11 protein-coding genes and 1 tRNA gene are annotated in these 14,355 nt (G+C 74.7%); 9 read left to right on the forward strand and 3 right to left on the reverse strand.

Annotated features, from left to right (window positions below):
• Positions 1–71: 71 nt before the first annotated feature.
• From FLL47_RS31630 to FLL47_RS31670, 9 genes are all read left to right on the forward strand, one after another.
• Complete coding sequence (locus FLL47_RS31630) at positions 72–908, forward strand: patatin-like phospholipase family protein (protein ID WP_144125903.1); 837 nt, start codon at positions 72–74, stop codon at positions 906–908.
• 388 nt (positions 909–1,296) lie between these two features.
• Positions 1,297–1,369: transfer RNA gene (locus FLL47_RS31635), tRNA-Cys, on the forward strand.
• Positions 1,370–1,394: 25 nt separating this feature from the next.
• Positions 1,395–2,912: an SDR family NAD(P)-dependent oxidoreductase gene (locus tag FLL47_RS31640; RefSeq protein WP_144125906.1), complete on the forward strand. Its 1,518-nt coding sequence runs from the start codon at positions 1,395–1,397 to the stop codon at positions 2,910–2,912.
• Complete coding sequence (locus tag FLL47_RS31645) at positions 2,909–4,051, forward strand: leucine-rich repeat domain-containing protein (RefSeq protein ID WP_246158915.1); 1,143 nt, start codon at positions 2,909–2,911, stop codon at positions 4,049–4,051. Before FLL47_RS31640 ends, FLL47_RS31645 begins: the two co-directional genes overlap by 4 nt.
• Positions 4,048–5,697: an ankyrin repeat domain-containing protein gene (locus tag FLL47_RS31650; RefSeq protein ID WP_144125913.1), complete on the forward strand. Its 1,650-nt coding sequence runs from the start codon at positions 4,048–4,050 to the stop codon at positions 5,695–5,697. The genes FLL47_RS31645 and FLL47_RS31650 overlap by 4 nt, the downstream gene beginning before the upstream one ends.
• Complete coding sequence (locus FLL47_RS31655; protein ID WP_144125916.1) at positions 5,694–6,872, forward strand: AAA family ATPase; 1,179 nt, start codon at positions 5,694–5,696, stop codon at positions 6,870–6,872. The genes FLL47_RS31650 and FLL47_RS31655 overlap by 4 nt, the downstream gene beginning before the upstream one ends.
• Positions 6,869–8,194, forward strand: coding sequence for a vWA domain-containing protein (locus FLL47_RS31660; protein ID WP_144125919.1), 1,326 nt, complete (start codon positions 6,869–6,871; stop codon positions 8,192–8,194). Before FLL47_RS31655 ends, FLL47_RS31660 begins: the two co-directional genes overlap by 4 nt.
• Positions 8,195–8,264: 70 nt before the next feature.
• Positions 8,265–8,771 (forward strand): hypothetical protein, encoded by a 507-nt coding sequence (locus FLL47_RS31665; protein ID WP_144125922.1) that lies wholly within the window; start codon positions 8,265–8,267, stop codon positions 8,769–8,771.
• Between the two features lie 85 nt (positions 8,772–8,856).
• Positions 8,857–9,552, forward strand: a complete 696-nt coding sequence (locus FLL47_RS31670) for a class F sortase (protein WP_144126019.1) — start codon at positions 8,857–8,859, stop codon at positions 9,550–9,552.
• A 76-nt stretch (positions 9,553–9,628) separates the two neighbouring features.
• Here the strand turns inward: FLL47_RS31670 and FLL47_RS31675 are convergent, their stop codons facing one another.
• From FLL47_RS31675 to FLL47_RS31685, 3 genes are all read right to left on the reverse strand, one after another.
• Positions 9,629–10,078 carry an Lrp/AsnC family transcriptional regulator gene (locus FLL47_RS31675; RefSeq protein ID WP_144125925.1) on the reverse strand — a complete coding sequence of 150 codons (450 nt, stop codon included), beginning with the start codon at positions 10,076–10,078 and terminating at the stop codon, positions 9,629–9,631.
• Positions 10,078–11,421 carry a transaminase gene (locus FLL47_RS31680; protein WP_246158917.1) on the reverse strand — a complete coding sequence of 448 codons (1,344 nt, stop codon included), beginning with the start codon at positions 11,419–11,421 and terminating at the stop codon, positions 10,078–10,080. The genes FLL47_RS31675 and FLL47_RS31680 overlap by 1 nt, the downstream gene beginning before the upstream one ends.
• 153 nt (positions 11,422–11,574) lie before the next feature.
• Positions 11,575–14,343 carry a LuxR C-terminal-related transcriptional regulator gene (locus FLL47_RS31685; protein ID WP_222106283.1) on the reverse strand — a complete coding sequence of 923 codons (2,769 nt, stop codon included), beginning with the start codon at positions 14,341–14,343 and terminating at the stop codon, positions 11,575–11,577.
• Between the last annotated feature and the right edge of the window lie 12 nt (positions 14,344–14,355).

Consider the following 14,355-nt stretch of genomic DNA (forward strand, 5'->3'; position numbering starts at 1 on the left):
TACGGTTCGCCCGGCGAACCGGTTCCGACGGGTCGCGGGGCAGGGCGTCGGCGGTGGTCAAGGAGGCGGCGGTGAAGGGCAGAGCGCTCGTACTCGGTGGCGGCGGGGTCACCGGTATCGCGTGGGAGCTGGGGATCCTGGCCGGACTCGCCGAGGCGGGGGTGGATCTGAGCACCGCAGACCTGCTCGTCGGCACGTCGGCGGGGTCGGTGGTCGCCTCGCTGATGGCCACCGAGCCGAGCCTGGAGGAGCGCTACCAGACCCAGCTCGAAGACCCGAAGGACGAGGTCGCGGCGCGCCTCGGCATGCGCACGCTGCTGGCGTACGGGTGGGCGATGGTGCGCAGCCGCGCCCCGGAGCAGTACCGGGCCCGGCTCGGCGCGCTCGCGCTGACCGCCGCGTCGATGACGCCGGAGGAGCGCAAGGCGGTCATCGCGTCCCGGCTGCCCGTGGTCGACTGGCCGGCGCAGCCCCTGAAGATCACCGCGTCGGACGCGCACACCGGCGAGTTCACCGTGTTCGACCGCGACAGCGGGGTGGAGCTCATCGACGCCGTCGCCGCCAGCTGCGCGGTGCCGGGGGTATGGCCGCCCGCGGCGGTCAACGGCCACCGCTACATCGACGGCGGGATGCGCTCGGCGACCAACGCCGACCTGGCCCGGGGGCACGAACGCGTGGTCATCATCGCGCCGGTGACCGTCGGCGGCGGGCTGGTCACCAGCACCGCCCGACACGTCGCCGAGCTCAAGGCGGCCGGTGCCCAGGTGACGGTCATCAGCCCGGACCGGGAGGCCCGGACCGCCATCGGTCGCAACATGCTCGACCCGGCCCGCCGGGCGGCCTCGGCCCGCGCCGGACGCGGCCAGGCCGCACTGGTCGTCACGCAGGTCGGCGCCGTCTGGTGCTGAGCCCGCCACCGACCGTCCCTTCACGATGCTCCGAGCAACCTTCGAGCAACCTCCGAGCAACGCGCACGCCGGTCCTTGCGACAACGAGCTGACCAGCAAAAACACGATGTGATGCCACTCTCGCCGGCTGTTGCCGACCCGGAGTGGCCAAAGCTTTCAGGTAGCGCTATGCTCGAACATGACGCCCGTCTTGGCGACTTCCCCCGTGGTTGCCAAGACGGGCGCTTTCTATTGCCCCGAACCCCTCCCGCACCGTCCACTGAGGAGGGCGACGGCACCTTCACAGAGCCATACGTGGAGGAAGGTGCCCTTGTTCACCGCTGCCTCCGCGGCCTGCGGTGGCCGGGTCGGTCGTCTGTCGGTCGGGTCGGGTATCGTCCCGCGCGGCGAGGCTGTAGCGCAGAGGTCGTCGCGCCTTGACTGCAAGCTGGAGGACGTCGGTTCGAATCCGACCAGTCTCGCCCCTACCGGACCTGGGGAGGGTGCATGCCGCACAGCAGCACGGACGTGCCGGCGGCACGCGTGCCCGCGGCTGCCCCGACCGGCCCTGCGGCCACGCCCGGCCGCGCGGCAACACCCGAGTCCGCGGCAACGCCGGAACCGGTGACCCCGTCCCGCCCGATCACACCGTCCGATCTCGACGCCTGCCTGCGGGTGCTGGCCGCCGCCGGTCGCGGCGAGCTGGGCGCGCCCGCGGCGCTGGCCGTCGAGCGAGCGGTCGCCGAGGCGCACCGGGGCGGCAAGAAGCGCCGAAAGGCCGACCGGGCGGCACACCGCGAGCAGATCGACCGGCAGCTGCTGGCCACCGCCAGCCGTTTCCGCGAGGAGATTCCCCACGCCGCGGCCGTTCACCACCCGCTCCCCCACGGGAACCCGACCGTGCGGGCCGGGGCGGACGAGCCGGTCGCCCCCGCGCGGGCGCTGCTGCACCGCCCGCGCCGCTGCTACGTGTGCAAGGAGCGGTTCCGGCAGGTCGACGCCGACTACCACCAGCTGTGCCCGCCGTGTGCCGAGCACAACCGCGCGCGCCGCGACGCCCGCTGCGATCTGACCGGCCGCCGCGCCGTGGTCACCGGCGGCCGGGTGAAGATCGGCTTCCACATCGCGCTCAAGCTGCTGCGCGACGGCGCGGAGGTGCTGGTCACCACCCGCTTTCCGCGGGACGCGGCACGCCGCTTCGCCGCGCTGCCCGATGCAGGCCAGTGGTCGCACCGGCTGCACGTGCACGGCACCGACTTCCTCGACCTGGCCGGGGTGCTCGGCCTCGTCGACGCCGTCGGGCAGCGCTGGGACCACCTCGACATCCTGGTCAACAACGCCGCGCAGACCCTGCACCGGCCCGCGGCATACCACCGGGAGGTGCGCGCGGCCGAACTGCTGCCGCTGACCGGCCCGGCCGCCGCGATCGCCGCCACACCCGCCCGCCACCGCCCGGACACCGCCCTGGTGCTGCCCGAACTGGCCCAGGCGCTGTTCCCCGCCGGGCACACCGACGAGACCGGCCAGCCGCTGGACCTGCGCGAGGTCAACAGCTGGACGCTGCACGCCCAGGATGTCAGCCCGCGCGAGTGGCTGGAGGTGCACGTCGTCAACGCCTTCGTGCCGTTCCTGCTGACCTCGCGGCTGCGGCCGCTGCTGGCCGCCGCGCCGCACCCGGTGCGGCACGTGGTGCAGGTGTCGGCGATGGAGGGCAGCTTCTCCCGCGACAACAAGACCGAGCGCCACCCGCACACCAACATGGCCAAGGCCGCGCTGAACATGCTGACCCGGACGCTGGCCGCCGACTACCACGGCGACGGCATCCTGATGAACAGCGTGGACACCGGCTGGGTCACCGACGAGCGGCCGCACCCGGACAAGCAGGCCCAGCGCGAGGCCGGTTTCCGCCCGCCGCTGGATGTGATCGACGGCGCCGCGCGGGTGTACGACCCGATCGTGCGCGCCGAGGCCGGCGACCCGGTGCACGGGGCGTTCCTCAAGGACTACCGGCAGGTGGCATGGTGACCGAGCACGAGACCGCCGCGAATCCGGTGCGCTGCCCGGCGATCGCCCACCCTGAGGCGGGCCTGGCCGATCCGGCGGACTTCGACGCGCTGCTGACCCGGCTGGCCGACCCGGCCGGGGTGGCCGCGTCCGAGGACTTCCCGCGCGGCACGCTGCAGCCCGACGGCCGCCTCGACCTGTGCAAGCAGGGCCTGGGCCCGGTGGTCGCGGCCCGGGTGGTGCAGGCCGCCGTACGCTTCCCGCACGCCACCCACCTGCTGCTGGGCACCAACGGCCTGGGCAGCGACGGGGCCCGCGCGGTCGCCGACGCGCTCGCGCCCGGCCATCACGTGCAGACCGTGTACCTGGGCTGCAACCGCATCGACGCGGACGGCGCGGGCGCGCTCGCCGACCGGCTCGCCGCCGACGCGACGGTGCGGGCGCTGTGGCTCAAGCGCAACCCGATCGGCGACGAGGGCGTGGCCCGGCTGTGCGCGGCCCTGGCCGCCAACACCACGCTGCGCACCCTGGACCTGGTCAACACCGGACTGACCCGGCACGGCCTGCAGGCCCTGGCCGGAGTGCTGGCGCACCGGGCCACACCGCTGGAGCGACTGTTCCTGGGCGGCAACGGGCTGCGTCCCGACGCGGTGCCGGCGCTGTCGGCGATCGTGCGCGACGGCCGGGTCCGCGAGCTCTACCTGGCTGCCAACCACCTCGGCGACGAAGGCGCGGCCGCGCTCGGCGAAGCGGTCGAGGGCCTGCCGATGACGCTGGGCCTGGGCGGCAACGGCCTCACCCCGGCCGGGGTGGCCGCGCTGGCGGCGCGGCTCGGCGCCTGGACGGCACTCGACCTGGCCCGGCCGCCGTCGGAGCGGGCGCTGGGCGCGCTGCCCAACACGGTCGGCGACGCCGGCGCCGCGGCGCTGGCGGCGGTGCTGCCCGCGAGCCGGCTCCGGCGGCTGGACCTGCGTTTCACCGGCATTACCGGACGCGGCGCGAAACTGCTGCTGGCCGCACTGAACGACGACATGCCGCTGCGCTACCTGGGCATCAACCACGGCGTGCCGCGCCGGCTGCGGCGACTGGCCGCGGCCACCCTCGGCCCGGCCGAGCAGCCGCACCCCGACATCAGCGCGATCGCGAGCGTGTACCGGTGACCGACGCCGAACTGACCGTCTGGCAGCGGGTGCGCCGCTACGCCGTGCCGCCCCGGATGATCGCCGGGTGCATGGACCGGCGGCTGGCCGGGGACTGGCGCGGTGCCTGCGCGGCGGGCCGGGTCGACACGGACGTCGACCTCGCCGAGGTGGGCCGCCGGTTCGGTGCCGAAACAGCCGAGCGGATCGGCGCGGAACTGGCCGGGTTCGCGCCCGACCTGCTGCGCTGGCACCTGCCGCGGGCGCTGGGCGGGCGCACCAGCCTCGCCACGGGGCTCACCTTCACGCTCGCGCCCCGCCTGGACGTGGTCGACCAGGACACCGTGGCACTGCAGATCGAACTGCCCAAGACCGTGGACGGTTCGCAGCGCCTACGACTGACCGTGGCACCGCTGGGCAAGGCGCCCGGCCCCGAACTGCCCGGCCACCTGTGGCACGCAGACGACACGGCGGGGCTACGCCGGGCGTACGGCGGCGACGCGTTCCGCCTGCCGTTCCTCACCGCCGACGGTGCGCCGGTGCCGTACGACGGCTTCGCCGCCGCGAGCGGCGACGGGGCGCCCTCCCGGGCCGAACGCTCCGCGGGCCTGCTCGCCGCCGAACGGCTGGCCGAGGCCTGGCGCGAGGCCGGGCTGGAGTTCGACGAGACGCTGCCCGCCTTCCGGTACAGCCACTACAAGGTGACCCGCGAGCAGGTGCTCGGGCACCGGCTGCACCTGATCGCACTCGCCCCTGCGGTGCGCGTGCTCGCCCGCCGGTACGCCGCCGAGGGCGTGGTGCTCAACGCGGACTGGCGGTTGCGCTTCCTGTTCACCCCGGACGGCGACACGGTGCGGGCCAGGATGCTCGGCGAGGACGAGCGCCGAAGCGACCTGCCCGCGCTGGCCGAGCCGCTGTACCGCGTACCCCCTGATCTGGAACTGCTCTATCGCGGCCTGATCACGCCGGCGGACCTGCACCCGCTGGTGCGCGCGGCGCTGTTCCCGGACGCGCCCGGCGACCCCACCGCGGCGCGCGGGCCGGCGTTCGGGCCGGTGCGGGTGCGCTGCCGGGGTCAGTGGCACCGCATCGACAACGCCGGCGGGCGGCTCGCACCTCTCGACCACACGCCCGAGGAGGTGCAGCGGGAGCAGGCGCTGCGGGCGCTCGGCGGCAAGGTGGCCGGCTGCTTCGCCGCCCAGCAGGGCTGGACCGACGGCAGGACGCGGCTGCCCCGGGCGCTGCAGGACCAGCGGCGCGAGCTGATGCAGACCATCCTGCACGGCGACACCGACACGCTGCTGGCACTGCTCGACGCGGGCCTGGACCCGCACGTGCGCGACGGCCGCGGCTCGACCCTGCTGCACCTGCTGCGCTGCCTCGACCACGAGGTGCTGCTGCCCCGGCTGCTGGCCGCGGGCCTGCCCATCGACGCCCGTGACCACCGCCGGCGCACCCCGCTGCACGTCGCGGTGGGCTGGGTCGGCACACCCGCGCTGGTGTTGGCCCTGCTCGAGGCGGGCGCAGACCCGCGGGCCGAGGACGACAACGGCACTTCCGTCACGGACCTCGTCGAGTACAAGGGCTTCGAGTACTACGAGGACGAGAGCGGCGAGAACCACCGCGACCTCAAACTGATCGCGAAATACATCGAGGAGCACGAGTGAGTCAGGCTTTGCGGGCGGCGGACGAGCTGATCGCGGCGACGCGGGCGTGGCGTAGCGAGCCGGTGTCCGATCCCCGGGTGGAGGCGCTGGCGCTGGCGGTGTCGGCGAACCTGCCGGTGCTGCTGTGGGGCGAACCGGGCATCGGCAAGTCCGCGTCGCTGCAGCAGCTCGCCGCCGGGTTGGGCGTGCCGCTGGAGACGGTGATCGCCAGCGTGCACGAGCCCTCGGACTTCGCGGGGCTGCCCATCGTCGGCGACGACCCGGCCGCCGACGGGGTGCCGATGGCGCCGCCGGACTGGGCGGTGCGGCTCGCGCGTACCGGGCAGGGCCTGCTCTTCTTCGACGAGCTGTCGTCCGCGCCCCCGGCGGTGCAGGCCGCGCTGTTGCGGGTGGTGCTGGAGCGCCGGGTCGGCAGCCTGGAGTTGCCGGCGTCGATCCGCATCGTCGCGGCGGCGAACCCGCCGGCGAGCGCGGCCGACGGCTGGCATCTGAGCCCACCGCTGGCCAACCGCTTCGTACACCTGCACTGGACGCACGATCCGCGGGTCGTCGCCCGCGGTCTGGCCGGCACCTGGCCCGCGATCACCGTGCCGGTGGTGCATCCGGCGCGGACGGCGGGAGCGGTGGCCCGTGCCCGGGGCACCGTCGCGGGTTTCCTGACCGCGCGGCCGGGTCTGGTGCACCACCTGCCCGCCGACGCGGACAGCCGGGGTGGTGCCTGGCCGTCGCCGCGCAGCTGGGAGATGGCGCTGCGCCTGCTGGCCTTCCACCTGGCCACCGACACGGGCCGGGATGCGCTGACCACGGCCCTGGTGGGCGCGGTGGGAGACGGCGCGGGCCTGGAGTTCAGCACGTACCTGGAGGAGCTGGACCTGCCGGACCCCGAGCGGGTGCTGGCCGACCCGAAGGCGTTCGCGCTGCCCGAGCGGGGCGACCGCCAGCTGGCGTTCCTGACCGCAGTGGTGTCGGCGGTGCAGGCGCGCACCACCCACGAGCGCTGGGACGCGGGTTGGGTGGTGCTGGCCAAGGCGGTGGACGCGGGGGTGCCCGACGTCGCCGCGCGGGCCGCGCTGGACCTGGCCGCGCTGCGGGACACGGACTGGCCGGTGCCGGCCGCGATCGACGCCTTCGTCGAGGTGCTGAGCCTGTCGGGAATGCTCCCGGCGGCGCGATGACCGCGGCATCGACCGCGGGCCCGCAGCCGGGCGGAGCGGCGGAGCAGGTCCCGTCCGCGGCGCGCGGCGTTCCGCTGGACCGGGCGAAGCTGCTGGCCGCGCGGTTCCGGGCGGCGGGAGAACGGCCTTACCTGGCCACCGCGCTGTACAGCCTGACCGTGGTGCCCAGCGAGCGGGTGCCGACGATGGGCGTGGACCGGCACTGGCGCTGCTACGTGTCCCCCGCTTTCGTCGCGGAGACGCCGGTCGAGGAGCTGGCCGGGGTGTGGATCCACGAGGTGGCGCACCTGCTGCGCGACCACCACGGCCGGGCCGACCGGCTGACCGCAGACGAGCGCGCCGACCACCACCGGGTCAACCTCGCCCAGGACTGCGAGATCAACGACGACCTGGTCGCGGACGGCCTGCCGCTGCCCGAGGGCCGCATCCACCCGGCGCTGTACGACCTGCCCACCGGCCGGCTGTTCGAGCAGTACCTGCCGTCGCTGCCCGCGACCCCGCGCTGCCGGGGCCGCTGCGCCGGGTCCGCCGCAAGCGGCGACGCGAACGGGGTTGCTGCCTGCGACTGCCCGTCCGTCGAGTGCGGCTCGGGCGCGCACGGGCACCAGTCGCCGTGGGAGCTTGCCGAGGGGGCGGCGCCGATCGTGCGTGGGGTGGAGGCCGACGCGATCAGGCGGCAGACCGCGCAGGCGGTGCGGGCCCACGCGCGCGGCCGCGGCACCGTGCCCGCAGGCTGGCAGCGCTGGGCCGAGCAGATCCTCGAACCGACGATCGACTGGCGGCAGGCCCTCGCCGGGGCGGTGCGCGAGGCGGCGGCCTGGGCGGGCGGCGCGGTCGACTACACCTACCGGCGGCCGTCGCGGCGCGGGGCCGCGCTGCCGGGCGTGGTGCTGCCGAGCCTGCGGCGCCCGCTGCCGCGGGTGGCGATCGTGATCGACACCTCGGGTTCCATGTCCGACGACGACCTGGCCGCGGTGCTGGCCGAGGTCGGCGGGGTGCTGCGGGCGGTGGGCGTACGCGGCAACCGGGTCGCCGTGCTGGCCTGCGACGCCGACGTGCACGCCGCGCGGCGGGTGTCCACCGTCGGCGAGGTCGTGCTGGCCGGCGGGGGCGGCACCGACATGCGGGTGGGCATCACCGCGGCGCTGGCCGTGCCGGAGCCGCCGCACTTCGTGATCGTGCTGACCGACGGGTACACGCCGTGGCCGGACGCGGCGCTGTCGCGTACCCGGATCATCGCCGGCCTCGTCGGGGCGGACGCGCCCAAGCCTCCATCCTGGATCGAGGCCATCCCGATCACCATGACTTCAGGCAAAACATGAGCTGCGTCCGAGAAAGGGTGCTTTTGTAATACCCAGAAGATCTTCGGATCTCGGGGAAGGAAAAGCAGCCATGGGTACGTCTCTTCGGCGTGCGGCCCTGTCCGCAGCCATCGGCGTCGCCGCCGCGACGCTGGTCTCGCCGTCGGTGGCGCTCGCCGCGGCCGACGTCACCGTCAACCCGTCCGCGGTCGCCCCGGGCGGCCGGTTCACACTCGCCGCGTACTGCGGCGCGGGCGCGGTCTCCGCCTCGGTCAGCGGCACCACGATCGGCGGGCCGTCCGAGATCACGCTCAACCCGTACACCGAGGGCGGGCCGGGCGCGTTCAACGCCGAGCTCACCGTGCCGTCGACGACACTGCCGGGCACCTACCAGCTCAACGTCACCTGCAGTGACGGCGAGACGGGCGCCGGCACGCTGGTCGTCTCGCCGACCGGCGCACCCGCGGGCGGTGGCGGGTCCACCTCCGACGGCCCCAGCCGGGCCCTGCTGGGCGCGGGCTCCGGCCTGCTGGCCGTGTCCGGCCTGGGCGCCCTCGTGATGCTGCGTCGGAGGTACCGTGGCCACCACTGCGCCTGAGCCTGCGTCCGGCACCGGACCCGCTCCCGAGTCCGCGCCCCGAGCCGTTTCCGCGCCTGAGGTCGTGCCGCTGCCCGCGTCGGAGATCGGGCGCGCGCGGGGCCGCCACCGCGGCCGGGGACGCACCGGCCGCAGGGCGATCCTGCTGCTGGCCGGCGCGGCGCTGGCCGGGATCGGGCTGATCGCGGCGGCGTTCCTGATCACCCCGGCGGGGCCGCCCCAGCCCTCCGACGACGCGTCGGGGCGCTACCAGCTCGTCGACACCGACCGGCGGCCCGACGCGCGCGGGATCCGGCCGCTGGACCGGTCCGCGCCGGTGCGGGTGAAGATCCCGTCGATCAAGGTGGACGCGGTGGTGGTCACCATGGGCACCAACTTCGACGGCAGCCTGCAGGTGCCCGAGCTGAAACATCCGGAGCTGACCGGCTGGTACCGCTACGGGCCCAGTCCCGGCGAGCGCGGCAACGCGGTCATCGTCGGCCATGTCGACACCCGTACCAGCGGCCCCGCCGTGTTCTTCCAGCTGGGCTCCCTCAAACCCGGCACGAAGATCGAGGTGCAGCGCCTCGACGGCTCCCTGGCCACCTTCACCGTCGACGTCGTCAAGTCCTTCCCCAAGGACGAGTTCCCGGCCCACCGCGTCTACGGCGCCACCGACGACATGGGCCTGCGCCTGGTGACCTGCGGCCCGCCCTACGACCGCACCGACCGCAACTACCTCAACAACATCGTCGTCTTCGCCACCCTCACCAAGACCCGCCCCGCCCGATCAACTGGTTGATCATGAACCTGTGGCACGGTTCGACAGCGTGTCGCCGCCACAACTTCATGATCGATGCGGGCTGGACCGGGCCGGGTCAGTCGGGGACGCCCCAGGTGAAGCGGTGGACGTGGATGCCGAAGTACGGGAAGGACTCGATCGCGGCCACGCCGGGCATGGGGCGGACGCGGTCGTTGATCAGCGCGGACAGGTCGGCCATGCTGGCGCAGACCACCTCGGCGAACAGGTCGAACGAGCCGGCGGTGGCCACCAGGTAGACGACGGCGTCGAGCTCGCCGAGCGCCGCCGCCACGGCTGCGGCGTCGCGGTCGGTGCGGATGCCCAGCAGGGCCATCACGGGACGTCCCGTCTTGAGCGGGTCGGTGACCGCAGCGATCTGCATGACCCCGGCGTCGGTCAGCCGCTGGATGCGCTGGCGTACGGCGGGCCCGCTCAGCCCGACCTCCTGCCCGAGGTCGGTGTACGACGCCCGCCCGTCCACCTGCAGCCGCCGGATCAGCGCCTTGTCGGTCGCGTCGAGCTCCATCAGCCGACCAGCTCCGCGACGGCCTGCTCGAACACCTCGGTATGCCGGGCGATGTCGGCGTCGGAGGTGTCCGGGCACATCAGCGCCATGTTGTGGAACGGTGTCATGAGGATGCCGCGGTTGAGCGTGTACAGGTGCATGTACTCGTCGAGCAGGTCGTCGGCGGCCGCCGCGGACTCGCCACCCGTACGCGGCGCGGGTCGGGTGAACCGGTATTCCGCGCGCGCCCCCAGCTGCGTGACCGACCACGGCACGTCGGCGGTCTCCAGGATGCGCCGCACGTCCTCGGTGTAGTCCCCGGCCAGGCGGATCATGTGCGCGAACGCGTCGTCGGTGAGCACCTCGTCCAGCGTGGCCCGCATCGCGGCCAGCGACAGCGCGTTGCCGGCGAGGGTGCCGCCCACGCCGCCGACGTCGACGATGTCCGCGGCGCCGGCGGCGGTGATCCGGTGCACCCGGGCGGCGATCTCCTCGGTGAGGCCGTACGCCCCGCACGGGATGCCGCCGCCCAGCGACTTGCCGATGACGAAGAGGTCCGGGCGCAGCCCGTCGCGGGCGGTCATGCCGCCGGGGCCGGCCGAGATCGTGTGCGTCTCGTCGATCATCAGCAGCGCGCCGTACCTCGTGGCCAGCTCGCGCAGCCCGGTGAGGAAGCCGGGTTCGGGCAGCACGATGCCGATGTTGGTGAGCGCGGGCTCGGTGAGGATCGCCGCGACGTCGCCGTGGGCGAGTTCGCGTTCGACCGCGGCGAGGTCGTTCCACTCGGCCACGCGGGTGGTCTGCGTCGGATCGACGGCGGGGGCGACGTTGCCCGCACGGCTGCGCGGCGCACCGTCCGGTCCGACCACGATGAACGTCTCGTCGACCGAGCCGTGGTAGCAGTACGAGAAGACCAGCAGTTTCGGCCGGCCGGTGACGAGGCGGGCAAGCCGGGCCGCCCAGCGGTTGGCGTCGGTCGCCGACAGCGTGAACGACCAGCGTGGCAGGCCGAAGCGGCGGGTGAGCTCCGCGCCGACCCATTCCGCGTCCTCGGTGGGCAGCATGGTGGTGATGCCGCCATCGACGGCGATGCGCCGGTGCACCGCGGCCACCGTGGCCCGGGGGCTGTGCCCGGCCATGGCGCCGGTGTCGCCGAGTGCGAAGTCCAGGTAGGTGTGACCGTCCACATCGGTGATCTTGTTGCCGTGCGCGGTGGCGTACGCGAGCGGGAAACCGCCGGACCACTTGCTCATCCACGTCATCGGCACCCGCCCGAACAGGTGCTCGGCCCGCTCGTGCACGCGCATCGACTCGGGGTGCTCGGCGCGGTAGGAGTCGCGTTCCCGGTCCACCAGAGCGGTCACCCGACTACGATCAAGGGTGGTCATGGCCGCACATTAACACGATTTCTAAAGCCAAACTCCGGTGATGCGTTGAATTCCGAAGCCCAGGTTAAGAAGGTGCCCTTCCTCTACACATAGCGATGTGAAGGTGCCCTTCCTTTCCTCAGGGCGGGTTCAGGGTAGGAGTTTGGCGAGTTCAACGCGGGAGCGGACGGCGAGTTTGGCGAAGATGTTGCCGAGGTGGTGCTCGACGGTGCGGGGGCTGAGGAACAGCTGGGCGGCGATCTCGCGGTTGGTGGCGCCCTGGGCGGCGAGGCGGGCGATCTGGCGTTGCTGCGGGGTCAGCTCGCCGTCGGGTTCGGCCAGGCGCTGCCGGGCGGACTCGCCGGTCGCGCGTAGTTCGGCGCGGGTCCACGCGGCCCAGCGGTCGGCGTGCAGGCGTTCGAACGACTCCAGCGCGCTGCGCAGCTCGACGCGGGCCTCGGTGCGTTTGCGGCGGCGGCGCAGCAGCGAGCCGTAGAGCAGTTCGGTGCGGGCCCGCTCGAAGGCGCGCTCGCCGACGGCGTGCAGCTCCAGCGCCGCCCGGAAGTGCTCCTCCGCCTGGCCGCCCTCGCTGAGCAGGGCCCGGCAGCGCGCGGCCAGCGCCAGGTTGTCCGGGCTGCTGGTGCTGTCGGCCCACGGCTCGAACGTGGTGAACGCGGCCCGTGCCGCGTCGGTCGCCCCGCTGCGTACCGCGGCCTCCACGTAGGTCGGCACCGACAGCGCCGCCACCGCCATGTGCCCCTGGCCGGGCCCGGCCCTGGCCAGCCCGCGTAGGCGGCCCGCGGCGTCGGCGTGGCGGCCCAGCGACAGGTCGAGGAAGGCCAGCGCCCAGGTGCTGAGGGCGGCGGGCAGGCCGAGCCCGTACAGGCCGGCCCGGTCCAGCGCGGTGCGGGCGCGCAGCCGGCAGGTCTGCTCGTCGCCGTGGATCGCGTCGAGCAGGGCCAGCGCGGCCAGGTGGTGGCAGGCGCCGTTGCCCTGGCCGGTCTCGGTGGCGGCGCGCAGGCCCTCCAGCGCGTTGGCCGTCGCGGCGGCGTGCCGCCCGGTCCAGAATTCGGCGTACGCGCTGAACTCCAGGGCTTTGGGCACCATGGTGAGCGCCCCGCGCCCGCGGGCCAGCGCGACCGCGCGCGAGGCCATCACCCGGCCCTGGGCGTTGTCGCCGAGGATCAGCGCGGCGATGCTGGCCCAGATCAGCGCGGACGGGTCGTCGATGCGCGGTGCGCCGTCGAGCACCGCCCGCAGCGGGGCCAGCGCCGCGCCGAACCGGCCCAGGAAGATCGCCGACAGCGCCTCCAGGTAGTCCAGCATCACCGTGGCCTGCGGCGAGCAGCCCGCCCCGCGCAGTGGGGCCGCCTGTGCCGCGACCTGCAGGAACCGGCGGTGGTCCCCGGCGTACACGCCCGCCTCACCGGCCCGCATCATGGCCCGGATGGCCAGTTCCGGGTCGATGGGGACGAGCCGGTGCGCGGCGGTCAGCAGCGCCTCGTACGCATCGGTGGCCCGGCCGTCGCGCAGGTCGATGTCGCCGCGCAGCAGTTCCAGCTCGCCGCGCGCGGCCGCGCCCGGAGCCACCGGCAGGGCGCGGTCGAGCAGGTCACGGGCGTGCGCGGAGCGGCCCGCGTGCCAGGCGTCGCGGGCCGCCGCGGCCAGCCGCCGCGCCTTGGCGCCGTCGTCGCCGGTGCTCAACTCGGCCGCGCGCTCGTAGGCCGCCGACGCGGTCGCGAACCCGCCGCGGCGGCGCGCGGCGGCGGCCGCCGACTCCAGCTCCTCGGCCAGTTCGTGATCGGGCGCCAGGCCCGCCGCGGCCCGGTGCCAGGCCCGGCGCAGCGGCCGGTGGGTCTCGTCCAGCAGCCCGGCCAGCAGCGCGTGCGCGGCGCGGCGGTGCGACAGCGGCGCGGTCTGGTAGATCCCGGCGCGCACCTGAGGGTGCCGGAACTCCACGCCCGTCGGGCCGACGCGCAGCAGCCCGGCCGACTCGGCCGCCTCCAGCGCCGACAGGTCGATGCCCGCCGCGTCGGCGGCGCGCATCAACAGGTTCGCGTCCAGCTCCTCCTCGGCCGCGGCGATCAGCAGCAGCCGCCGGGCCTGCTCCGGCAGCGCCCGCACCCGGCGCAGGAAGGAGCGCTGCAGGCCGACGCAGGGCGGCAGCGGCTCGGGCAGCGGGCACACCCCGTGCAGCTGGTCCTGCGTCAGGGCGCCGACCAGTTCGGTGACCGCCTGCGGGTTGCCCGCCGCGGCGGCGGCCAGGCGCAGGCGTACGCCCTCGGCCACGGCGACCGGCGCGACCCGGTCCACCACCGCGGCGCAGGCCGCGTCGTCCAACGCCGACAGCGCCAGCACCGGCAGCCCCGGTGGCGGCAGCTCGTCGTCGTCGCGGGAGGCGAGCAGGATGACGACCGCCTCACCGGTGACCGCGTCGGCGGGGTCCAGCCGCCGGGCGGCGAAGGCCAGGGCCTCGCGCGACGGCCGGTCCAGCAGGTCGACGTCGTCCACGCAGACCAGCACCGGCCCGTCCTGCGCGAGCAGGGCCAGCAGCGCGAGCAGCGCGGCCGGCAGCAGGCAGGCGCGGTTGTCGGCCTCGTCGGCCTCGCCGTCGAGCACCCGGTGCAGCGCCTCGGCCTGCCGCGGGGGCAGTTCGGGCACGCGCCGGGCCACCGGCCGCAGCACCCGGTGCAGCCCGGCAAAGGCCAGGTCCGCTTCCGCCTCGATCCCGCACCCGTGCAAGACCTGGATACCCCGGGCTTCGCCCATCGCGTACGCCAGCAGCGCGGTCTTGCCGAACCCCGGCTGTCCGCGCAGCAGCAGCGCACCGCCGCGCCCGGCGCGGGCCCCGTCCAGCATGGACGTCAGCGACAGCAGTGCGCTGTCGCGGCCGTGCAGCGGGCTCGGGAACGGGGTCACGTCCAGAAGTTA

It is taken from the genome of Catellatospora sichuanensis, from assembly GCF_007483665.1.
Classification (GTDB): Bacteria; Actinomycetota; Actinomycetes; order Mycobacteriales; family Micromonosporaceae; genus Catellatospora; species Catellatospora sichuanensis.